Source organism: Blautia sp. MSK17_66, from assembly GCF_020538025.1.
In the GTDB taxonomy this organism is placed as follows: Bacteria; Bacillota; Clostridia; order Lachnospirales; family Lachnospiraceae; genus Blautia_A.
Genome location: NZ_JAJBNQ010000012.1, coordinates 64,056 through 86,332 on the forward strand (window position 1 = coordinate 64,056; position 22,277 = coordinate 86,332).

Consider the following 22,277-nt stretch of genomic DNA (forward strand, 5'->3'; position numbering starts at 1 on the left):
TTCGGGGCTTTTTATAGAAAAGATGGCCGTGATTTAATTGTTGATGACAACACCCTTCTGCAGCATAACGTTTGCATACAGTGCTTTTTCGCTTGTGGAGATGATGCAGTAAGCGGTTTTGGCTTCATCATAGAATGCAAAACGCTCGATATTTCCAACAACTGCGTCTCCTCTGTCATCATATTTACGAATGATTTCTTTGTAGGTATCCCAGATCGGTGTCTCAACAGTATCACCAGGCATAACCTCCATAAGATTTACAGGATGCTCTACATAAGTATCCAGCGGGAAAACCTTGAGGATGGCTTCCAGGATCTCCGGTACGCCGTGTCCGTCACAGCGGATGGTGATCGCATTCTTGCCCATGGATTCAACCGGGAAGTTGCCGTCTGCGATTACAAGACGGTCACTGTGACCCATTTCACATAATACCTTTAATAATTCTGGTGATAAGATTTCAGGAATTCCTTTTAACATATCTTTATGCCTCCGTTTATTAATTTTACTGAATCATGTCATGTCTCACTCTGAAACAACTTGTATATAATGAATGTAACTGTATTCCGGTTACTTTTCAAGAGAATATTTTCCGATAAAAGATGAAAATTTTACACTGCTAAGGATAAAGTGAAATAATATTTTTACGATTGACAGAAGAGCTTTAGGGATGTATGATTAACTCAAACGGAAACGTTTCGGTTTTGGAAATGTTTCCTGTCACTGAGGTATTTATAACAGGAAAACATACACACATTATGAGGAGGAAAATCATTATGCCACTTGTTACATCAGAAGAAATGCTGTCCAAAGCCCAGGAAGGCGGTTATGCAGTAGGTGCATTTAATGCGGAGAATATGGAGATGGTAAAGGCGATCATCCAGGCAGCAGAAGAACTCAAAGCACCGGTTATGATCCAGACAACACCATCTACGATCAAATATGGAACCGTAGAGACTTATGCAGCGATCGTTGCAGCGGAGGCTGAGAAAGCAGCTGTTCCGGTATGCCTTCATCTGGATCACGGCAGCAGCTTTGAACTGGCGATGCAGGCAATGCACGCAGGGTATACTTCCGTCATGATCGATGGATCCAAACTGGATTTCGAGGGAAATATTGCAGAGACAAAGCGTGTGGCAGATGTTGCACGGGCACTCAATATCCCATGTGAAGCTGAGCTTGGCAAGGTTGGCGGCAAAGAGGACGATCTGGAGGCAGAAGCAGATACCAATACAGATCCGCAGGAAGCGAAAGAGTTCGTTGAGCGTACAGGAGTTACTTCTCTTGCAGTTGCCATCGGAACTGCACATGGATTCTATGTAGGTACACCGGTGCTTGACAAAGAACGTCTCAGCGAGATCCGTGAAGTGGTAGATATTCCGCTTGTACTCCATGGTGCCTCCGGTTTGAGTGATGAGGATGTTATGGACTGCGTAAAACGTGGAATCTGCAAAGTGAATTTTGCTACCGAGCTCCGTGCAGCATATTCTAAGGCAGTCAAAGAGCTTCTCAAAGAAAAACCGGATACCATTGATCCGAAAGCATATGGAAAGACGGCTATCGCAGCAGTGAAAGAACTTGTAATGGCAAGAATGAAAGTCTGCGGCTGTGACGGCAAAGCAGAATAAGAAAGCAGAGAGACAAAATGGCAGCGACAATGAAAGACATAGCCAGGCGGACAGGACTTGGCCTGGCTACGATTTCCTCTTATTTTAACGGAGGAAATGTCAGAGAAAAAAACAGAATAAAGATTGAAGAGGCCATCGAGGAACTCCATTACGAGGTCAACGAAGTTGCAAGAGGACTTAAGACCAATGCGACAAAGACGATCGGTGTTGTGATTCCGGAGCTGAATAATATATTCTGTGCTGAGATCATAACGGGGATGGAGGATATTCTCAGAAGTCATGGCTATGCTACGATCGTGTGTGACTGTCGTACAGATAAGAAACTGGAGCGGGAAGCGGTGGAATTTCTGATCCGCCGCCGGGTAGATGGAATCATCAATATGCCGGTGGATGAAACGGGTGCACATTTAAAGAGATTCCAGAAGACGGGCCGGCCGATCGTGCTGATCGACCGCAGGATCCAGGGAATTCCGTGTGACAGTGTTCTAGTAGATAACCAGAAAGCTGCCGAGGAAGCAGTGGAGCTTTTTATAGAAAAAGGACACAGAAATATTGGGATTATCGGCGGACCTGAGGGGATTTTTACAGCAGAGGAACGTCTGACAGGATATTGTACCGCACTTGAAAAAGCCGGGATTTCAATAAAGAATTCGCTGGTTTATCGTGGAGATTATACCATCAAAGGCGGTGTCAGAGGTCTGGAAGAGCTTGTCCGGAACAATCCGGATATGACTGCAGTTTTTGTGACCAACTATGAAATGACAATGGGAGCGATGATTGGAGTTAACGAGCTGGGAATACAGGTTCCGGGACAGCTTTCCATGATAGGGTTTGATAATCTTCCGTTTGCAAGGGCGTGCCGTCCGAAGCTTACGATCGTATCACAGCCGACGGACGGAATTGCCAGAGAGGTTGCAAGGATCATGCTGGAACGTCTTGAAAAGAGAGAAGCAGGATCGGAAGAGCCTTTTATGGAGAAACTTCAGACAGAGATCATGGAAGGAAAATCCGTGTGTGTTCTGAGCAGATAGATTTATAAATGCTGTAATACAGGAAAAACAGGGCTTTTACAAAAAATGGGAGCAGCAAAAGGATGAAATCATATTTATTGGGAATTGATATCGGAACAAGTGCATGTAAGGTGGCTGTGTTTGACAGAAACGGAAAGGTTCTTGCAGCAGCCAGTGGTGACTATCCGGTATATTATCCGCAGGAAGGATGGGCGGAACAGAATTCGGAAGAATGGTGGGATGCCGTCTGCCGGGCATCGAAAGAAACAATACAGAAAGCAGATATTAAGCCGGATGAGATTGCGGGAATTGGAATCGATGGGCAGAGCTGGTCTGCGATAGCAATTGATAAAGAGGGAAAAGTGCTGACAAATACACCGATCTGGATGGATACCAGAGCACAGTCCATCTGTGACAGACTGAATCAGGAGATTGGTGCAGAGAAGATTTTTGACGTGGCAGGAAATTCTCTTCAGCCGTCTTATTCTACCGCGAAGATTCTCTGGTACAAAGAAAATCTTCCAGAGGTATATGCAAAGATCGACAAGATTCTTCAATCGAACAGCTATATCGCATATAAACTGACCGGCGTGATCTCACAGGATGTATCGCAGGGATACGGGCTTCACTGCTTCGACATGAAAAAAGCCTGCTGGGATGAGGAAATGTGTGAACTTCTGGGAATTCCCATGGAGTTTCTTCCGGAAATCTGTGACTGCGACCATGTGATTGGCAGTGTCACCGCAAAGGCAGCAGCAAAATGTGGACTTTCGGAGGGTACACCGGTAGTTGCCGGTGGCCTTGATGCAGCCTGTGGAACACTTGGCGCAGGAGTTATCCATCCGGGAGAAACGCAGGAGCAGGGTGGTCAGGCAGGCGGAATGAGTATCTGTATGGATGCGTACAAAGCCGACCCGCGATTGATATTAAGTTTTCATGTTGTCCCGGGTAAATGGCTCCTTCAGGGAGGAACCACCGGAGGCGGTGGTGTTATGCGCTGGTTCGAGCGTGAATTTGCGGATTATGAGCGGATAATGAAGGAACAGACAGGAATGTCCTCCCTCAGTCAGCTGAACGAGATTGCCGCAAAAGTATCACCGGGCTGTGATGGAATGGTATTCCTTCCATATATGTCCGGGGAACGATCTCCAATCTGGAATCCATACGCCAAGGGAGTTTTTTACGGGCTTGACTTTGCCAAGACCAAAGGACACATGGTCCGTGCCTGCATGGAAGGTGTCGCGCTTTCTCTGAGACATAACCTGGAAGTGGCGAAAGAAGCTGGGGCAGAGGTGGAAGTCTTAAGAGCTATGGGTGGCTCTGCGAACTCTTTTCTCTGGACGCAGATCAAATCCGACATCACAGGAAAACCGATGATAGTGCCAGCATCTGATACGGCAACCACACTTGGAGCGGCTCTCCTTGCAGGAGTCGGAGTTGGGTTCTACAAAGACTATGATGAAGCAGTTTCACTTACTGTAAAAGAAACCCGCCGCCATGAACCAGACCCGGAGAACAAAGTCATCTACGACCAGACTTATCAGACCTACCTTGAACTTTACAAGTCTCTGGCCCATATGATGACAGCAAAACAGAATATATGAAAGGAGAAAATATAGATTATGAAAGCAGCAGTAGTAGTTGCAAATGAGGACGTACAATACCAGGAAATAGAAGAACCAGAGGTGACCAGAGGAACCGTTAAGATCAAAGTCAGATATTCCGGTATCTGTGGATCTGACATCCCTCGTGTCTTGAATCATGGAGTTCATTTTTATCCGATCGTACTCGGACATGAATTCTCCGGTGATGTAGTAGAAGTTGGCGAAGGCGTGACCAAGGTGAAGGTTGGTGATCGTGTGTCAGGCGCACCGCTTCTCCCATGCATGAAATGTGATGACTGCCAGCAGGGCAATTTTTCCCTCTGCAAGCATTACAGCTTCATCGGATCCAGACAGCAGGGAAGTAATGCAGACTATGTGGTAGTTCCGGAACAGAATGCAGTTCCTTTTGACAGCAGTGTTCCGTACGAACAGGGTGCCATGTTTGAGCCGGCAACGGTTGCAATCCATGGAGTGTTCCAGAATGATTATCACGGAGGAGAGTATGTGGCGATTCTCGGCGGTGGCACCGTGGGAATGTTTACCATGCAGTGGACGAAGATTTTTGGCGCCAAAAAGGTAGTTGTCTTTGATATCAGCAATGAACGTCTGGAACTTGCAAAACGTCTTGGTGCGGACGAAGTCATCAACACAAAAGAAGATGACTACATGGAAAAAGCCATGGCGATCACTGGTGGTAAGGGGTATGGTTTCGTATTTGAGACAGCGGGACAGGTTCCGACAATGCATATGGCATTTGAACTGGCTGCAAACAAAGCACACGTCTGCTTTATCGGAACTCCTCACGAGAATCTGACATTTACACCGGCACAGTGGGAAAATATGAACCGCAAAGAATTCAAACTGACTGGTTCCTGGATGTCCTACAGTGCACCGTTCCCGGGACGTGAATGGGATCTGACCGCACATTATTTTGCAACAGGACAGCTGAAATTTGATCCGGGATTCATTTACAAAAAAATCCCGATGAGTCAGGCACAGGAAGCATTTCAGTTATTTAAGACACCGGGACTTGTAAAAGGAAAGATTCTTTTATCAAACGAGGAAGAATAAGATGATACTCACAGTAACCTTAAATGCCGCAATCGATAAGAGATATGTGGTGGATGATTTTAAAGTTGGAGAAGTAAACCGGGTAAAGGAATGTTCCTATGTTCCGGGAGGAAAAGGTCTCAACGTATCCAAACCGGCTTCTATTTATGGCGCAGAAGTAGTGGCTACCGGATTTGTCGGAGGTCATGCGGGAAATTATATTGAAGATGCCCTGAAGCCATTTGGGATCAGAGGAGATTTTTACCATGTGGATGCAGAGAGCAGATCCTGTATCAATATCTGGGATGAAGTCAACCATGTACAGACAGAATTTCTTGAGCCGGGATTTACTCTGACAGAAGAGGATTTCCAGGGATTTAAAAAGAAATTCAGGGAACTTATACAGAACGCAGATGTTGTTTCCATGTCGGGAAGCGTTCCAAAAGGTCTGGATGGAACAGCATACCAGAGCCTGGTCAGAATTGTGAAAGAAGCCGGCAAACCGGTAATCCTTGACACCAGCGGGAAACTGCTGGAGCTTGGAATCGAAGCCTGCCCTACACTGATCAAACCGAACATTGATGAGATACGGATGCTGACAGGAAAGCAGTGCGACAATATGCAGGATATTATGGAAGCGGCAAAAGCAATTCATGCAAAGGGCGTTGAGATAGTAGTGGTTTCACTTGGAGCAGAAGGTTCTCTGGCAGTAGGCGATGAGGAAATTTTCCGTGCAGTGGTGCCAAAGATTGATGCAGTAAACACCGTAGGATGCGGAGATTCCATGATCGCAGGTTTTGCACTTGGACTGAGCGAGGGACTGTCACTGGAAGAGACTTTAAGAAGAGCAAGTGCAATCTCCGCTGCATCAGCCATGCGTGAGGAGACTGGATTCTTTGTGATGGAAGATATGGAAAAACTCCTTCCGCTGATCAAAATCGAAAAACTTTAAAAATCAAAAATTATATAATGTAGAATTTAGGAGGAAACAAAAATGGCAGAATTTATCAATCCGGCAATCGTGCCGAAAGTAACCCTTCCTTCAGGAGAAGAAGTACCCTGTATGGGTATGGGAACCTTTGGTTCTGACCGTGTAAGTGCAGAAGAAGTGTCTGAGGCAGTTGCAGGTGCGATTCGCTGTGGATACCGTATGTTTGACTGTGCAGCATGCTATGGAAACGAGACTCAGATCGGAGAAGTTTTCAAAACCGCCTTTGATGAAGGTGTAGTGGAGCGAAAAGATCTTTTCATTATGACTAAGGTCTGGAATGATATGCACCGAAAAGTAGAGGAAGCCTGCACAAAGAGCATTCATGATCTTCAGTGCGATTATGTGGATCTTTACTTTATCCACTGGCCATTTCCGAACTACCATGCACCATTCTGTGATGTAGATTCCAGAAACCCGGAATCCAGACCATTCAGTGTGGAAGAATTCATGGATACCTACCGTCAGTGTGAAGAACTTGTTGAAAAGGGCAAGATCCGTTACATTGGTATTTCCAATATGACGATCCCGAAACTGGAAGCAGTCCTTCCATTAATGAAGATTAAACCTGCAGCATGTGAACTGGAGCTGCATCCGTGCTTCCAGCAGCAGGAGCAGTATGATTATCTGGTGGCACATAACATCCAGCCGGTAGGATATATGCCGCTTGGTTCACCGAGAAGACCGGAAAGAGACATCTGCCCGGAGGATGTTGCCGATATGCAGACACCTGAAATGCAGGAGATCGCCAAAGCACACGGTGTGCATCCAGCATTGATCGCACTGAAATGGGCTCACCAGAGAGGAGAGATTTCTATTCCATTCTCTGTACATAATTATGTCAGCAACCTGAAATGCGTAACAGAAGATCCGCTGACCGATGAAGAAATGGCTAAGATCGGAACGCTGGAAAAAGGAAACAGACTGGTCAAAGGCCAGGTGTTCCTCTGGGAAGGTGCTAAGGACTGGCATGATCTGTGGGACGAAGAGGGATTTATTATACAATAATCCCCTTATATCCCCTGAGAATTTTTGTAAAAAATATGCGAGGGGAGGGTGCTCACAGTTGCGAAGGCCGCTCTCCCCTCGCGCACCCCACCTGGCCACGCTTTAAATTATTTCTATATGAATTTAGCTACTGGTGATTTTATAATATATGATTCTATGAGTTCGTGGGTTCTTCATCCGTTCTCCCCGCATGGGATTTTTCATATTTTCACAGTCAGCTGGAATGAGAGTTCCCCTGTCCAGTGACTCAGCGAGGCTTCCGAGATTTTGTGAGTGCTAGCTGTCCCTTCCGTTGTTCTGTCTGAGCGAAGCGAGTTAACAAAAGGAAGGGGCAAATAAGCGCACGAATAAAATCCGGAAACGCAGCGTGTCACCAGACAGGGGAACTTCTCATATCCAGCGTCCTGTAAAACATAAAAATCTTCTAATTTTTTTTAAAATCCTCTCTTTTTTTTGTACAAAAATCCCTTGATTCGTGTTAAAATAAAATACTGACAAAAAATAATCAAACTCGTAAAAATTATGATGGGGGAATTATATACATGTATCGAATACTGTTGGTAGATGACGAGATCCTCGTCAGGGACGCAATAAAAGAGAACATCGACTGGAAAAGTATTGACTGTGAATTGGTAGGAGACTGCGAGAATGGCAAACAGGCAGCAGAATTTGTGCAGGAACATCCTGTGGATATCGTACTGACAGATATTCTTATGCCATATATGGATGGCATGGAACTGAGCCATTTTCTGCATGACAACTATCCGGATATTGTGATCGTAGTGTTTAGTGGATTCGGAGAGTTTGAATATGCCAAGAAGGCAATCCAGTATGGGGTCAGCGAATATCTGCTCAAACCGGTAACAGCAACAGAGCTTACCGCTGTGATTCAGAAAATGAAAGAAAAAGTAGATCAGCTCCGCAAAGAAAAAAAGAAAATGGAATCACTGACAAAAACGTCCGAGAATTATCGCGAAAATGTACAGGTTATCCGTTCGAAGGCAATCGAAGCTCTGGTGAACTGCACCACTGACATCCAGAAAAGTCTGAACAGACTGCAGAAAATGGGAATCACTCTTTCTGGCTGCGGATATCGTGTGGCAGTTTTTGATATTGATCTCTATTCCGGAATGTATCAGCTGGATATGGAGAAGCGTCAGGAAAGTGCACTGATGGCATTTGTACTTTTTAATATCAGTGATGAGATCGTGAAGCGTGAAAAAGCCGGAATTGCTTATCAGGAAGGAAACAATCGGGTCTGTGTCCTGTTTCAGACAAAATGGAGCCGCAGTTTTGATGGAAGGATCAAAAATATCTGTCAGGAAATCCAGACGGAGATCAAGAAGGTCATGGGGACAGATGTCTCTATGGCAATCGGCAAATGGGTAAAAAATCTCGAAAACCTCAGTGCCTCTCATGATATGGCAGAGCAGGCACTTCAGTATCGCTATCTTCAGGGAGGCAGTCTTCTGATCGATATGGAGGAAAGCCATCCGGTTCAGGAGATCGATCTCAGAGAATCACTGGATAAACTGAAAGAGGCCCTGAAATCCGGCAAAACAGAAGAAATGGAAACGGAGCTTCAGGTGATCGAAGAGCAGATCAGACAGTCACTTGCAGACAAAAGCCGTGCGTGCATGTATCTGCAGCAGGTGATGCGTGCTGCGGATATGGCGGCTGAGGAGGTTTCGGCAGATATATCAGAAATCCATGAGGATGGAGCAGAACTGCTCTGTCAGATAACAGAACAGAAATCCTTCAGTCAGGCATGTGAGATCGTGCGAAAATATATCCTGCGAGTATACGATGCCATGGCAGAGCTAAATACATCAAGTGGAGAGCGTCAGGCAAGAATGGCCCTGGATTATATCCAGAAAAATTATATGGATCCTAATCTCAGTCTTAATGACATCTGCTCATATCTGAATATCAGTACCAGTTATTTCAGTTCTATATTTAAAGAAATGACAGGAGAAACTTTTACAGAAGTCCTGATACGTACCCGAATGGAAAAGGCAAAGGAATTGTTGGAAAATACAACCCTGAAAAACTATGAGATTGCGGAGAAGGTCGGATTTGCAGATGCACATTACTTTGGAATTTCCTTCAAGAAGATGACCGGCTGTACACCGACAGAGTATGCAAGGGAGAATCGCAGATGAACAAAAAAGGACTTGCAACTGTGATCGTTGGGAAATTCAAAAGTATCCAGAGTGTTATTTTTTCGACGGTCGCATTTCTGGTTCTCATTGCAGTTGTGATCGTGACAGCAGTATCCATGCGCTTTACCAATACGTCTATTTTTGAGAATTCTTCGGAATATACGCATACGATCATCAAGCAGATGAATCAGAATATAGATTCCTATATAGATTACATGGAGAATATTGCCTATCTGATCTCCAGCAGTGAGGACGTTCAGGATTATCTTTTTGACGATGAGATCAATAATGAGGCGAGATACCGTATCCTGAATCAGTTTGAGACGATCCTGGACAGCCGGAGCGATATCCGAAATGTCGGAATTATCAGTAAAAGCGGCAGAATGCTGATCAATCATGGCAAGAAATCAGTAAACAGTGATCTGGATCTGAATACGCAGGAATGGTATACACAGGCACTGGACAGTCCGGAAGGACCGAAGCTCACATCCTCTCATGTGCAGCATATCATCAGCGGGGAACGTCCGTGGGTGATCACGCTGAGTCGCGGAATCCGTGACCGTGAGGGAAGCGGTGAGAAAGAGGGAGTCTTCTTTATCGATCTGAATTACAGTGCGATCAGCGGACTGTGTGATCAGAGTACAGTGGGAACCAAGGGATATGCATTTATCATGGATGCGAAGGGGAATATTGTCTATCATCCGCAGCAGCAGCAGCTCTACAATGAACTGCAGACAGAGAACATCGATCTGATCATGAAGACGGATGACGATACGGTTCTGACAGGAACGGGAAAAGACGGAAAGCTTTATTCTATCTCGCGTTCCGAAAAGACGGGCTGGACGGTTGTGGACTGTACCAGTGTCCGTGAACTTCTGAGCAAAAGCCATCAGGCACAGAGCGTTTATGTACTTACTGCGATTCTCCTGGTAGTTGTGGCACTGCTTTTTTCCAGATTTATGGCAAGAAGCATTACACTTCCAATCCAGAAACTCCGTGATTCCATGAAAAAGGTTCAGGAGGGAGATTTCAGTGTTTCGGATGTTGTTGTGGATTCAGAGAATGAAATAGGAAGTCTTACGAAATCATTTGATGCAATGACCCACCGCATACAGGAACTGATGGAACAGAATGTTTATGAGCAGGAGCAGAAGCGCAAAAGTGAACTCAAGGCACTGCAGTCACAGATCAACCCGCATTTTCTGTACAATACTCTGGATTCCATCATCTGGATGGCAGAGGGTAAGAAAAATGAAGAGGTCGTGCTGATGACGGCATCGCTTGCCCGCCTTCTGAGACAGAGTATCAGCAATGAGGATGAGGTGGTTCCGATCATAAATGAGGTGGAATATGCCAAAAGCTATCTTACGATCCAGAAAATGCGCTACAAAGACAAACTGGAATTCCAGATTGACGTAGATTCTTCTATATTATATATACCACTGATCAAGCTGGTTCTTCAGCCTGTTATTGAGAATGCAATCTATCATGGCCTGAAGTACAAAGAAAGCAAAGGACTTCTTATTGTAAAGGGATTCATGAAAGATGGAAATGCGGTTCTTCAGGTGATTGATGATGGTGTGGGAATGGATGAGGAAACGCTCGCACATATTTATGATAAGCACAAGGTGAACTATCATTCCAATGGGGTTGGCGTTTATAATGTACAGAAACGTCTCAAACTTTATTATGGGGATGATTATGGAATTACCTACGAGAGCAAAAAAGGCGAGGGAACAACGGCAACGATCACGATTCCTGGCAGTCAGGAGGCAATTTGATGACAAAACACAGAAAATGGCTGAGCATCTGCCTGGTGATCTGTCTGATCGGAGGACTGGGCGGAGGCATCTGGTATAGAAATAAGAAGATAGAAGAAAGGAAGCTTTCACTGATCTATATTCCGAAGGTAGTGGATGGTACGAATGATTTCTGGAAATCCGTGATCCTCGGTGCCAAAATGGCAGCAAAGGAATACAACGCAGAGATAAGCGTTCTTGCACCGTCCGAAGAAAACGATGTTAAGCGTCAGAATGAACTGCTGGAAGAGGCAATACAAAATGAACCGGATGCCATTCTTTTTTCACCTTCAAGCTTCACCGATTCAGATGAACTTCTCAAAAAGGCAAAAGATATGGGAATCAGGATCAGTTTTATTGATTCCTATACAAAAGAAGAAATCCAGGATCTGACGGTCTCTACAGATAATCTGGAGGCAGGAGAGAAACTGGGAAAATTTGCAGCCACCCTTCTTGGACCGGATGATCAGATCGCGATCGTGGCTCATGTGAAAGGCGTATCTACCGCAGTAGAGAGAGAAGAGGGATTTCGAAAGGGGCTGGGTGAACTGGCGGATAATATTGTGGAGGTAGTCTACTGTGATTCGCAGTATGAGAAGTCGCGCAAGCTTACTGTTGAACTGATGCAGAAATATCCGGACCTCAAGATGATCGCGGGAATGAATGAGTATTCTTCGGTCGGTGCGGCCAGGGCAGTAAAGGCAGCAGGGGCAAAGGACAGTATCCAGGTTGTAGGTGTGGACAGTTCCCAGGAAGCAGTTCAGCTGATGGAAAATGGAGTTTTCAGGGGACTGGTCGTGCAGAAGGCCTTTAAGATGGGATACATGGGTGTGAAAGAAACCGTTCTCATGCTGCGGGGCAAAAGCTATGAGAAGAATGTAAATTCCGGCTGCGAACTGGTAACACCGGACAATATGTACAACAGTGAGATTGAAAAACTGTTATTTCCGTTTAATACGTTGAAATTTTCATGAATTAAATAATGAAATTATTATAAAAAAGGTTAAATATTTATGTACGAACCGTAAATATTTAACCTTTTTTTGGAAGATATTCCATTACAATTGTGCAGAATTCACGTTATTATATAGAAAACGCAGATATAAAAAACTTTTAAGGAGGGTGAAAAATTGGAAAAGCTTAAACAAAATCCAATCGTAAAAAAGCTCGGCTTGAACAGAATCCTGCTTGTCTGTATTCTCGTTCTTATGTTCGTGGTTTTTAAAGTAGTTCTGGGAAGTAAATTCCCTGTTGGTGACAGTATCAAGTCTACTTTAAACTATGTATACTTCCTGGGCTTTTTGTCACTGGGTGTTACATTTGTAATTGCAACTGGAGGAATTGATTTCTCTATCGGACCGGTAATGTTCTGTTGTGCACTGGTAGCTGGTTACTGCATGACATCTTATGGTCTTCCTTGTGCAGCAGCTATCGTGATCTGTATCCTGATCGGTCTTGCATTTGGTACCTTTAACGGATGGCTGGTTTCTTACCTGTCAGTTCCGGCATTCATCGTTTCCATGGCTTCCATGAACATTGCAAAAGGTATTGCTTCCGTATTTACAAAGACACAGTCCGTAAGCTGGCCACTGGGAAGTGACCCGGTAAACGGATGGTTCCGTAATATTGTATCCTACAAGGGATTCCCGGTAGGTCTGGTGATTTTCCTTGGAATGGCAGTTGTATGTGGAATTGTTCTCTACAATACAAAACCTGGACGTTATATCCTCTGCCTTGGTTCCAACAAAGAAGCAGTTCGTCTTTCCGGTGTTAACACCAAGAAATGGAACATGCTTGCATACATGATCTGTGGTTTCCTGGTAGGAATTGCAGCACTGTTCTTCGTAGCTACATATACAACCGTTCAGCCTGGTTATGGTGATCAGTACAACAACGAAGCAATCGCAGGCTGTGTAATGGGTGGTACATCCATGGTTGGTGGACTTGCTTCCATCGGCGGTACTGTAATCGGTGTATTTATTATCTCTCTTCTGCAGCAGGGAATCATGGCATTTGGTCTTGGTAAAGGACAGCAGATGATCATTACAGGTATCATTGTAATCGTAGCTGTATATGCCGACGTTTCTGCAAGACGTAGAAAGAACTGATCGAAAGGGAGGATGAAACAATGGGTGACGTTATTTTAACAATGAAGGATATTGATAAGTCCTTTCCTGGTGTTCATGCCCTGGATCACGTTAACTTCGAAGTGAGACGCGGTGAAGTACATGCACTTATGGGAGAGAACGGTGCCGGTAAATCTACACTTATGAAAGTTCTTACCGGTATTTATCAGAAAGATTCCGGTTCTATTACATACAAAGGTCAGGAAATTGCTTTCCACAATACTCGTGAAGCACAGGATGCCGGTGTTGTAATCGTACACCAGGAATTGAACATGGTCGGAGACCTTACTGTCGCACAGAACATCTTCATCGGACGTGAGCCGAAGAAGGGATTCCGTGTAGATGACAAGAAGATGATTGAAGACTCCAGGAAATTATTCAAGGATCTGAATATCGAGATCGATCCGCGAGAGAAGATGAGCAACCTTACTGTTGGTAAACAGCAGATGTGCGAGATCGCAAAAGCAATTTCCCACAAAGCAGAGATCATCATCTTCGATGAGCCGTCAGCAGCTCTTACAGAGAAAGAAATCGCTGACCTGTTCGTAATTATTCGTGATCTTCGTGCGAAGAATTACGGTATTGTATATATCTCACACCGTATGGATGAGATCAAGATGATCACAGACCGTGTAACTGTCATGCGAGATGGTGGTTATGTAGGAACTCTGATCACAAAAGACAGTACAAAAGAAGACATCATCAACATGATGGTTGGTCGTGTTATCTATGAAGATCCTAAGGAACACAGCATGGTTGCACCGGATGCACCGGTTGTTCTTAAGGTAGAGAACCTGAATGCAGGAAAGATGGTTCAGAATGTAAGCTTTGAACTTCATAAAGGTGAGATTCTTGGTTTCTCCGGACTGATGGGTGCAGGACGTACTGAGACAGCGAGAGCACTGTTTGGTGCAGACCCGAAACAGAGCGGCAAAATCTCTATTATGGACAAACAGAGCGGACAGCTTCGTGAAGTAACGATTAACACACCACAGGATGCTGTTAAATATGGTATCGGTTATCTGTCAGAGGACAGAAGAAGATACGGAGTTGTTGTTCAGAAATCCGTAAATGAAAATACCACACTGGCTACAATGGAAGATTTCACCAATGGACTCTTCATCAACAAAGCAAAAGAGAAATCAGTCAGTGAGAAATATATCAAAGAACTTGCTACCAAGACTCCGAGTGGAGATCAGCTGGTTGTAAACCTTTCCGGTGGTAACCAGCAGAAGGTCGTAATCGCGAAATGGCTTACCCGTGACAGTGATATCCTGATCTTCGATGAGCCGACCAGAGGTATCGACGTTGGTGCCAAGAACGAAATTTACAAGTTAATGAGTAAACTGGCAGCAGAAGGCAAATCCATCATCATGATCTCTTCTGAAATGACAGAAATTCTCCGTCTGAGTGACCGTATCATCGTTATGTGTGAAGGTAAAGTAACAGGAAATATCGATATTTCCGAAGCAACACAGGAACACATCATGGATAAGGCTACAAGGAATATTGATTAAGGAGGAAAGTCATGACTAAGAAGAAAAAAAGTATTATAAGTGATCAGAGATTTATTGTTTTGCTGGTTATTATCGCATTAAGTGCGGTATTCTCTATCATGAGTAAGGAGTTCAGACAGTATACAACACTCTTAAGTATGCTTGATTTCTCCTACTATGATCTTCTGATGGCAATTGGTGTTACATTCCCTCTTATTACTGGTGGTGTAGACCTGTCAATCGGAACCGGTATGGTGTGTTACGCACTGATCGCCGGAACAATGGTAAGAAGCCATGGATGGCCGGTAGCAGCGGCTATGCTGCTCTGCCTGGTACTTGGAGTCGCTGTCGGAGCACTGAATGGTGTGCTTATTGGTGTAATGAACCTGCCGCCGTTCCTTGCAACTCTTTGTACATGTATGATTACCCGTGGTGCAGGCTCTCTTTGCAGTGCAACACCATGGCCGGGACTTACACAGGATGGTGGATGGTTCCACTCCATCTTTAAGCTTACAATAGGAACAGGAAGAAGTGCTTCTCGTTATCCGATCGGTTTCCTGTGGATGGTTCTTCTGGTTCTTCTGATGGAATTCGTTCTGAATCACACAAAATTCGGACGTTACACCATCGCAATCGGATCCAACAAAGAAGCAGCAGCTCTTTCAGGAATCAACGTTAAATTCTACCATGTAATGGTATACGTAGTATGTGGTCTGTTTACAGGACTTGCAGCTATTGCTTATGCAGCAGTAACACCTACAGTACAGCCTGGTACAGGTGCCGGACTTGAGATGGACGCGATCGGTGGTGTATTCGTCGGTGGTGTTGCAGCAACCGGTGGTTACGGTTCCGTAATCGGTACATTTGTCGGTATCTTTGTCATCATGCTTCTGAAGACTGGTCTTCCATATGTAGGACTTCAGGCAAACTGGCAGCAGATCATCACAGGTCTTGTCCTGATCGGTGCGGTTCTGATCGATATCGTAAAAGAAAAGAAAAAAGCAGCTATGTAACAGCAATTTGGGATATATATTTGGTTAAGGTATGAGGGGCGCCGGAACTTCCTTCCGGCGTATCATAAAATAAAAACTATATAATATATTATTTAAGGAGGAAATAAGTTATGAATTTCAAGAAAGTGGTAGCATTAAGCATCTGTGCAGCAATGGTAGCAGGAATGTCTATGTCAACAGTTATGGCAGCTGATCTCCCGGATCAGTTCAAAGATCTGAAAGCAAACGAAGCATATGAATTCCCGATGATGGTTAAATCTTTCCAGTCTACCTACTGGGATGCAGCTCAGGAAGGTATGAAGAAAGCTGCTGAAGAACTTGGTGTTACTTACACACCACAGGGACCGAACAGTGAGTCCGATATCGCTGACCAGGTTAACATGATCAACACAGCAATCGCTTCCAACCCGAAAGGAATCGGTATTGCAGCATGCGATACATCTTCTGTTCTGGATGCACTGCAGACATGTGCTGACAAAGGAATCCCGGTTGTAACATTTGATACAGGTATCGCAGATGCTCCGGAAGGATCTGTAGTATGTGAAGTCTGCACAGACAACGCACAGGCTGGTGCAGAAGCAGCAACTCATATGTACGATGCGATCAAAGACGTAGTAGCTAATGCAGACGGACAGGTTGTTATCGGTGAAGTTAACCAGGATGCTACAGCTCAGAACATTCAGCAGCGTGGCGGCGGATTTATCGACAAAATGATCGAACTTCTTCAGGCTGATGGCAAAACAGTAGCAGTTGCAGGAAACGAATTCTATGTAAACGCAGCAAAAGGCGCTGATGCAACAGAAGCAGATGCAGACGTTGTTATCCAGGTTGCAGTTCCGGCACAGACAACTGTAGAGCTTTGCTCCAATGAAGCACAGGCTATCCTTTCCAAAGAAAACTGCATTGCTATCTTCGGTTCCAACCAGACAGCCGCAGAAGGTGTTCTTGCAGCTAACGCAAACCTGAACGTTCTTGGATCTGACGCAGCAGCAGGCGACGTTATCGGTGTTGGTTTCGACGCTGGTTCTATCATCAAAGCAGCTGTTCAGGACGGAACATTCCTCGGAGCAGTTACACAGTCTCCTCTGATGATGGGATACTACGCAGTATACGCTCTTACAGCAGCAGCAAACGGACAGGAACTTGAAGATGTTCCTACAGATGGATACTGGTATGATTCCACAAACATGGATGACGAAGAGATCGCTCCAAACCTTTATGACTAATCTGAATACAGCTTTTGAAGCAGTGTTCTGAAGACATAAAAAGAAACCCCGGATTTTCCGGGGTTTCTTTTTTATGTCTTTTGGGAATCAATCCGTCAAATTTTTGCCAGAGAAATATATTCCGATGAAAGATTTAGTATAATTCTCTGTATTCGGAAGGTGTCATATGCTCCAGCTTCTCGAAGTTTCTCGTGTAGGTAAGTGCATTTTTGAATCCGACAGAGGTTGCAATCGCAGAGATTGAGAGTTTGGAATAACTCAGAAGTTCCTTGGACTTATTAATACGGAATTCAGTGACATACTGGTGGATCGAGATTCCCATATGTTCCTTAAACAGCTTGCAGAAGTAATATTTTGAGAAGCTGACGCTGTTGCAGACTGCATCGATACTCAGATCACTCTGATAATGCGTCTGGATATATTTAAGTGCTGTGTTTACGGCACTGTCCTGAACAGGAGTCTGTTTTTTGGCGTTCAGAATATTCTGGGAGAGAATGTACAGTTCCAGGTAGATCTGATGCACTACAGAACTGGCATGCATCTGTGCTGACATAGGGTCTGATTTATAGTCGATCTCAAGGCTCTCAAGAAAGAGATCCAGCATGTGATGAAGCTTGTTGAAATGAAACGTACAGTCATGCCGTCTGATATAATTGTAAAACTGCTGTGCGTGGGATCCACCGATGATAAAATACAGGTATTCACGTCGTGTCTTTCCATAAGAAATAGGAAGAGAGAAGGTCAACGGTGTATTGCAGGCAGATACAATGATATCATGGGAATGAACAGGATGTTTCTCATCGTTTTTTTTGAACTTCATGGTACACAGGGAGTAGACGAATAAGTAGTCTGAATAATTGTTGCAGGCACCACGGATAAATTTACGGTCATTGCAGTATCCGACTTCCTTTATATAGAAGGGAAGGGCTGTGATCTGGACATCTGTTTTGGGGGTGACTGAAAAATAGTCATCAGGCATAATGTGTTTTGGCAGTCGCATAAAAACCTCCGCAAGAAATGATAGTCAGTTACTGTGCACGAAGGGACCCGTAACTGGTAATGCTTTTTATTATATCAATAATACAGAAGAAAAAAAAGTGTACAAAGAACCAAAATAAAGGAGAAAATTTATGTAAAAACTGTCATTGGCAATATAGATAAACAAAATCTGACAGGTACATGTAACTGATGTGAAGATTGTTAAAAGATAAGATGTTTTTTGCTGTAAAATATAAAAAAGTGCCAAAAACGCAATTTTTGATACCTGTAAAGCAATTTTATATATTGAAAAACTCTATGATTTGTATAAAATCAGATACATAAAGAACGCAACGCAGTTCAATCACAACGAAGGAAAGGGAGGAGTAAGACACAAAATGAGTGAGTATATCTTGGAACTGAAAGATGTAGTAAAAACATTTGGTGGAGTTAAAGCTCTGAATGGAGTTCACTTTCAGTTAAAAAGAGGCGAGATTCATGCTCTGATGGGAGAAAACGGAGCTGGTAAATCAACTTTCATTAAGGTCATTACCGGTGTACATCAGCCGGACAGCGGAATTATGCTGCTGGATGGTGAGCAGGTAACATTAAGAAACACTACAGACTCAGCAAAACTTGGAATTGCTGCTATTTATCAGCATGTAACAGCGTTCCCTGATCTGACTGTTACAGAGAATATTTTTATGGGACGGGAAATTAAGAATAAATTTGGCTTCTATGACTGGAAGACAATGAGACAGCGTGCGAAAGAACTGATTCAGCCTTTAAGTGCAGAGATCGATGTAAACAAACCGATGGGCAACTTGTCTGTTGCAGAGCAGCAGCTGGTTGAGATCGCAAAGGCACTTTCCTGTGACGCAAGAATCCTGATCATGGATGAGCCGACAGCTTCTCTTACAAGAAATGAATGTCTTCAGTTATATCGTATCGCAAAGGATCTGAGAGACAAAGGCGTTTCTATTATCTTTATCACTCACAGATTTGAAGATATGTATGAGCTGGCTACTCGTGTTACCGTATTCCGTGATTCTACATATGTTGGTTCCTGGGATGTTGACAAGATCACAAATGCAGATCTTGTAAAGGCAATGGTTGGTCGTGAACTGAATTCCATGTATCCTGAGAAAACAGCCAAGATCGGTGATGTGGTACTTGAGGTTGATAATATCAGCAAAGAAGGATATTTCAAGAATATTTCCTTCAATGTACGTAAAGGTGAGATCCTTGCACTGACAGGTCTGGTAGGAGCAGGACGTACTGAGGTATGTCAGACAATTTATGGTATCATGCATCCGGACAGCGGTGAGATCCGTCTGGAAGGAAAGAAAGTAGATATCAAGAGTCCGATTGATGCTCTGAATCTTGGAATCGGACTTCTTCCGGAGAACAGACAGACACAGGGGCTTGTAAATGAACTTCCTATTTATCAGAATGTATCTTCCGCTTCCATGAAGCAGTTTGTAAAGAGCGGACAGATGGATGTTGATAAAGAAATGGAAAATGCGATTGCTCTGTGTAAGAAGATCCAGCTGAAAGCAAACGATATCACTGCACCGCCGTCATCTCTGTCAGGTGGTAACCAGCAGAAAGTCGTTGTTGCCAAGATGCTGAGTTCCGATCAGAAGGTTCTGATCATGGACGAGCCTACAAAGGGTATCGACGTTGGTGCAAAATATTCTATTTATGAGATTATGAACAGTCTGGCATGCAAAGGATACGGAATCATTATGGTTTCTTCTGAAATGCCGGAGGTTCTTGGTGTTGCAGACAGAGTCGTTGTAATGAAGAGCGGCCGTGTGACAGGTGAGTTTGGCGATATGGAAACTGTAACCCAGGAAATGCTGCTTGAAGCATCTCTGAAAGAAAGAGAGGGGCATAAATAATGAAAAATTTATTAAAATCCAGAAATACCGGATTGATCGCAGTTCTGATCATTTTGCTGGTGATCGCCCGTTTCCTTACACCGGGTATGTTTACTGCCACATCTCTGGTAAGTATGCTTCAGAACAATACAATCTATGCACTCCTTGCGATTGCTGAGATGATGGTTATTCTTACTGGTGGTATTGATATTTCCATCGCTTCCCAGCTTGCATTTGTTGGTATTTCCTGTACCACTCTTGCATGCAGCCATCCGGGAATCCCTGGAATCGTATGGGTATTATTTGCAATTGTTCTCGGCGCACTCTGTGGTGCACTGAATGGTTTCCTGGTTGGATACCTTCACATGGTTCCGATGATCTGTACCTTGGGTACGATGTACATCTTCCGTGGTCTTGCGTTTGTAGTTTCTGGCGGACAGTGGTGGTTCGCAGCACAGTACGAAGAACTGAACGGATACCGTACGTTTGCAATCGGACAGTTCTTAGGACTGCCGATCATCCTCTGGATCACGATCATTCTGCTGGTTGTAGCAGGACTGTTCCTTGGATATACTTCCGCAGGAAGAAGAATCTATGCAATCGGTACATCTCGTGAATCTGCAGCAGTTGCAGGTATCAAAGAACCAAAGGTAACATTTTATTCTTTCGTGATCTGTGGTGCAGTGACAGGTCTGGCAGGTATGCTTTATACTGCAAACTATGCAATTGGTTATTATGGAATGGCAGACGGTTTTGAAATGACTGCGATCGCAATCTGCGTTCTCGGTGGAGTATCTATCACCGGTGGTAAAGGACGTATGGATGGTGTGGCGATCGGTGCACTTATCATGTCTGTGATCACATATTTCATTAGTATGATTCCTGGTATGAGTGTATGGCAGAAATCACTCCAGGGCGGAATTATCATTGTTGCCGTTGCAATTAACTACTTTACCGAGCAGTCCGCTAAGAGACAGGCTCTCAAAGAAAGGAGTGCGTTGATCTAATGCCAGGAAGTAATTACGACAGAGACCTCAGTGTCAAGGAAGGATTTGTATTAAAGAAATTCCTTGTCAAATGGGAAATGATTCTTGTATATATCATGGTTTTAATTAATGTACTGTTGGCGGTTATAAAACCGGATCTTTATTTTACCCACGGTACAGTTCAGTCAATGATTAATGCAGGTCTGGATGTTTCTCCGCTTGTACTTGGTATGGTATTCATCCTTCTGCTGGGTGACATTGACGTATCAGTAGCAGCACAGATGATCCTGGGTGGAATGGTAACAGGACTTCTGATGGATAAAGGACTTCCGTCACTCATCTGTGTTATCGTCGGAATCATTGTTTGTATGCTCTGTGGAGCATTCAATGGATTCTGTGTTGCTTTCCTTGAAATGCCGGCGGTTATCACTACAATTTCTACATCCATGTTATTCAGAGGTATTGTGGAAATCGTTCTGGGTGAGAATTCTCTGAAGAATTTCCCGAAGTGGTACAACAAGATCGGATGGATGAACATTGGTGGAATCATTCCGCTGAGTATGGTGCTTTTCCTTATCATGGGTGCTATCTTCATCTTTGTTCTTCACAAGTCACCATTTGGACGTAAAGTTTACATTGTTGGTAACAACCCGACATGTGCAAATTATTCAGGTATCAGTGTTAAGAAAGTCAAAATGCAGGTATTTATCCTCATGGGATTTATGGCAGGTATCGGTTCCATCTTCTTTATCGGACGTATGGGTGGAGGTCTTTCCTCTTCCATGGGTACAGGATATGAAATGACAGCGATTGCCTGTGCTGTACTAGGTGGTGTTTCCACTAATGGTGGTAAAGGTAAAATGTGGGGACCTATCATTGCAACCTTTATCATGGCTTTCCTTACATATGCACTGGGACTTATGGGTATCGACCCGAACACAAAGAAAATCGTTATCGGTGTTATCCTTATCGTAACGATCCTGATCTCCACGATCAACAAACAGATGATCAAAGATATCAAACTGAGACTGTTCTATCATAACAATAAGAACATTGAAGCAATCAATGACAGAACAGCAGCTGCTGTTAAAGATATGAAGAAACAGATCAAAGAACTTGAAAAAGGCAATGCATCTGACAAGGCAGCTCAGATCGAGAAACTCAATAAGAAGATCGAAGCAGCTCAGAAAGAATGTAAAGAGAAATCTGCTCAGTGGTGGGCAGAACAGCAGGAAAACGCAAAGAAAGCAAAAGAGCGTTTCAAATAATCTTACCTGTCTGAACTACGAAATATAAACACAAAGATGTTTATATATATATAAA

The 22,277-nt window shown here is 44.0% G+C and carries 18 protein-coding genes; 16 read left to right on the top strand and 2 right to left on the bottom strand.

Annotation, left to right across the window (positions count from 1 at the left end):
• Nucleotides 1-33: 33 nt before the first annotated feature.
• Nucleotides 34-477, bottom strand: coding sequence for an RbsD/FucU family protein (locus LIR34_RS08035; protein ID WP_161283784.1), 444 nt, complete (start codon nt 475-477; stop codon nt 34-36).
• A 296-nt stretch (nt 478-773) separates the two neighbouring features.
• Here LIR34_RS08035 and LIR34_RS08040 point away from each other — a divergent pair, with 296 nt between their 5' ends.
• The 13 genes from LIR34_RS08040 to LIR34_RS08100 all read left to right on the top strand — a co-directional run bounded on the left by LIR34_RS08040 (nt 774) and on the right by LIR34_RS08100 (nt 17,107).
• Complete coding sequence (locus LIR34_RS08040; protein WP_161283785.1) at nt 774-1,625, top strand: class II fructose-bisphosphate aldolase; 852 nt, start codon at nt 774-776, stop codon at nt 1,623-1,625.
• A 17-nt stretch (nt 1,626-1,642) separates the two neighbouring features.
• Complete coding sequence (locus tag LIR34_RS08045) at nt 1,643-2,656, top strand: LacI family DNA-binding transcriptional regulator (RefSeq protein ID WP_173902473.1); 1,014 nt, start codon at nt 1,643-1,645, stop codon at nt 2,654-2,656.
• A 62-nt stretch (nt 2,657-2,718) separates the two neighbouring features.
• Nucleotides 2,719-4,239 (top strand): xylulokinase, encoded by a 1,521-nt coding sequence (xylB, locus tag LIR34_RS08050; RefSeq protein WP_173902474.1) that lies wholly within the window; start codon nt 2,719-2,721, stop codon nt 4,237-4,239.
• A gap of 18 nt (nt 4,240-4,257) precedes the next feature.
• A complete protein-coding gene (locus tag LIR34_RS08055) occupies nt 4,258-5,310 on the top strand; it encodes a galactitol-1-phosphate 5-dehydrogenase (RefSeq protein ID WP_161283788.1) in 1,053 nt (350 codons plus the stop codon).
• A gap of 1 nt (nt 5,311) precedes the next feature.
• Nucleotides 5,312-6,241: a 1-phosphofructokinase gene (gene pfkB / locus LIR34_RS08060; RefSeq protein ID WP_173902475.1), complete on the top strand. Its 930-nt coding sequence runs from the start codon at nt 5,312-5,314 to the stop codon at nt 6,239-6,241.
• A gap of 42 nt (nt 6,242-6,283) precedes the next feature.
• Complete coding sequence (locus LIR34_RS08065; RefSeq protein WP_173902476.1) at nt 6,284-7,285, top strand: aldo/keto reductase; 1,002 nt, start codon at nt 6,284-6,286, stop codon at nt 7,283-7,285.
• Nucleotides 7,286-7,827: 542 nt separating this feature from the next.
• The gene (locus LIR34_RS08070) at nt 7,828-9,447 is read left to right on the top strand and encodes a response regulator (RefSeq protein ID WP_173902477.1); all 1,620 of its coding nucleotides are present in this window, start codon (nt 7,828-7,830) and stop codon (nt 9,445-9,447) included.
• The gene (locus tag LIR34_RS08075; protein WP_173902478.1) at nt 9,444-11,228 is read left to right on the top strand and encodes a cache domain-containing sensor histidine kinase; all 1,785 of its coding nucleotides are present in this window, start codon (nt 9,444-9,446) and stop codon (nt 11,226-11,228) included. The genes LIR34_RS08070 and LIR34_RS08075 overlap by 4 nt, the downstream gene beginning before the upstream one ends.
• Nucleotides 11,228-12,220 (top strand): substrate-binding domain-containing protein, encoded by a 993-nt coding sequence (locus LIR34_RS08080; protein ID WP_173902479.1) that lies wholly within the window; start codon nt 11,228-11,230, stop codon nt 12,218-12,220. Before LIR34_RS08075 ends, LIR34_RS08080 begins: the two co-directional genes overlap by 1 nt.
• Before the next feature lie 156 nt (nt 12,221-12,376).
• Nucleotides 12,377-13,354: an ABC transporter permease gene (locus LIR34_RS08085; RefSeq protein ID WP_161283794.1), complete on the top strand. Its 978-nt coding sequence runs from the start codon at nt 12,377-12,379 to the stop codon at nt 13,352-13,354.
• A 20-nt stretch (nt 13,355-13,374) separates the two neighbouring features.
• Nucleotides 13,375-14,889 (top strand): sugar ABC transporter ATP-binding protein, encoded by a 1,515-nt coding sequence (locus tag LIR34_RS08090; RefSeq protein ID WP_161283795.1) that lies wholly within the window; start codon nt 13,375-13,377, stop codon nt 14,887-14,889.
• Nucleotides 14,890-14,900: 11 nt separating this feature from the next.
• A complete protein-coding gene (locus LIR34_RS08095; protein WP_173902480.1) occupies nt 14,901-15,881 on the top strand; it encodes an ABC transporter permease in 981 nt (326 codons plus the stop codon).
• A 110-nt stretch (nt 15,882-15,991) separates the two neighbouring features.
• Nucleotides 15,992-17,107, top strand: a complete 1,116-nt coding sequence (locus LIR34_RS08100; protein WP_161283797.1) for a substrate-binding domain-containing protein — start codon at nt 15,992-15,994, stop codon at nt 17,105-17,107.
• A gap of 133 nt (nt 17,108-17,240) precedes the next feature.
• Here LIR34_RS08100 and LIR34_RS08105 read toward each other — a convergent pair whose 3' ends face one another.
• The gene (locus tag LIR34_RS08105) at nt 17,241-18,107 is read right to left on the bottom strand and encodes a helix-turn-helix transcriptional regulator (protein WP_173902481.1); all 867 of its coding nucleotides are present in this window, start codon (nt 18,105-18,107) and stop codon (nt 17,241-17,243) included.
• A 376-nt stretch (nt 18,108-18,483) separates the two neighbouring features.
• On the opposite strand from LIR34_RS08105, the gene LIR34_RS08110 reads away from it, so the two are divergent.
• The 3 genes from LIR34_RS08110 to LIR34_RS08120 are packed head-to-tail and all read left to right on the top strand — an operon-like array spanning nt 18,484 to nt 22,222.
• Nucleotides 18,484-19,989, top strand: a complete 1,506-nt coding sequence (locus tag LIR34_RS08110; protein ID WP_173902482.1) for a sugar ABC transporter ATP-binding protein — start codon at nt 18,484-18,486, stop codon at nt 19,987-19,989.
• Entirely contained in the window at nt 19,989-20,975 is a 987-nt protein-coding gene (locus LIR34_RS08115; RefSeq protein ID WP_161283800.1) for an ABC transporter permease, read from the top strand. The genes LIR34_RS08110 and LIR34_RS08115 overlap by 1 nt, the downstream gene beginning before the upstream one ends.
• Nucleotides 20,975-22,222, top strand: coding sequence for an ABC transporter permease subunit (locus LIR34_RS08120; RefSeq protein ID WP_022214491.1), 1,248 nt, complete (start codon nt 20,975-20,977; stop codon nt 22,220-22,222). Before LIR34_RS08115 ends, LIR34_RS08120 begins: the two co-directional genes overlap by 1 nt.
• Nucleotides 22,223-22,277 lie beyond the last annotated feature (55 nt).

Excerpts from the sequence above, each read along its gene's own strand:
- LIR34_RS08035 (WP_161283784.1), bottom strand. The coding sequence starts at position 477 with ATGTTAAAAGGAATTCCTGAAATCTTATCACCAGAATTATTAAAGGTA.
- LIR34_RS08040 (WP_161283785.1), top strand. The coding sequence starts at position 774 with ATGCCACTTGTTACATCAGAAGAAATGCTGTCCAAAGCCCAGGAAGGC.
- LIR34_RS08045 (WP_173902473.1), top strand. The coding sequence starts at position 1,643 with ATGGCAGCGACAATGAAAGACATAGCCAGGCGGACAGGACTTGGCCTG.
- xylB (WP_173902474.1), top strand. The coding sequence starts at position 2,719 with ATGAAATCATATTTATTGGGAATTGATATCGGAACAAGTGCATGTAAG.
- LIR34_RS08055 (WP_161283788.1), top strand. The coding sequence starts at position 4,258 with ATGAAAGCAGCAGTAGTAGTTGCAAATGAGGACGTACAATACCAGGAA.
- pfkB (WP_173902475.1), top strand. The coding sequence starts at position 5,312 with ATGATACTCACAGTAACCTTAAATGCCGCAATCGATAAGAGATATGTG.
- LIR34_RS08065 (WP_173902476.1), top strand. The coding sequence starts at position 6,284 with ATGGCAGAATTTATCAATCCGGCAATCGTGCCGAAAGTAACCCTTCCT.
- LIR34_RS08070 (WP_173902477.1), top strand. The coding sequence starts at position 7,828 with ATGTATCGAATACTGTTGGTAGATGACGAGATCCTCGTCAGGGACGCA.
- LIR34_RS08075 (WP_173902478.1), top strand. The coding sequence starts at position 9,444 with ATGAACAAAAAAGGACTTGCAACTGTGATCGTTGGGAAATTCAAAAGT.
- LIR34_RS08080 (WP_173902479.1), top strand. The coding sequence starts at position 11,228 with ATGACAAAACACAGAAAATGGCTGAGCATCTGCCTGGTGATCTGTCTG.
- LIR34_RS08090 (WP_161283795.1), top strand. The coding sequence starts at position 13,375 with ATGGGTGACGTTATTTTAACAATGAAGGATATTGATAAGTCCTTTCCT.
- LIR34_RS08095 (WP_173902480.1), top strand. The coding sequence starts at position 14,901 with ATGACTAAGAAGAAAAAAAGTATTATAAGTGATCAGAGATTTATTGTT.
- LIR34_RS08100 (WP_161283797.1), top strand. The coding sequence starts at position 15,992 with ATGAATTTCAAGAAAGTGGTAGCATTAAGCATCTGTGCAGCAATGGTA.
- LIR34_RS08105 (WP_173902481.1), bottom strand. The coding sequence starts at position 18,107 with ATGCGACTGCCAAAACACATTATGCCTGATGACTATTTTTCAGTCACC.
- LIR34_RS08110 (WP_173902482.1), top strand. The coding sequence starts at position 18,484 with ATGAGTGAGTATATCTTGGAACTGAAAGATGTAGTAAAAACATTTGGT.
- LIR34_RS08115 (WP_161283800.1), top strand. The coding sequence starts at position 19,989 with ATGAAAAATTTATTAAAATCCAGAAATACCGGATTGATCGCAGTTCTG.
- LIR34_RS08120 (WP_022214491.1), top strand. The coding sequence starts at position 20,975 with ATGCCAGGAAGTAATTACGACAGAGACCTCAGTGTCAAGGAAGGATTT.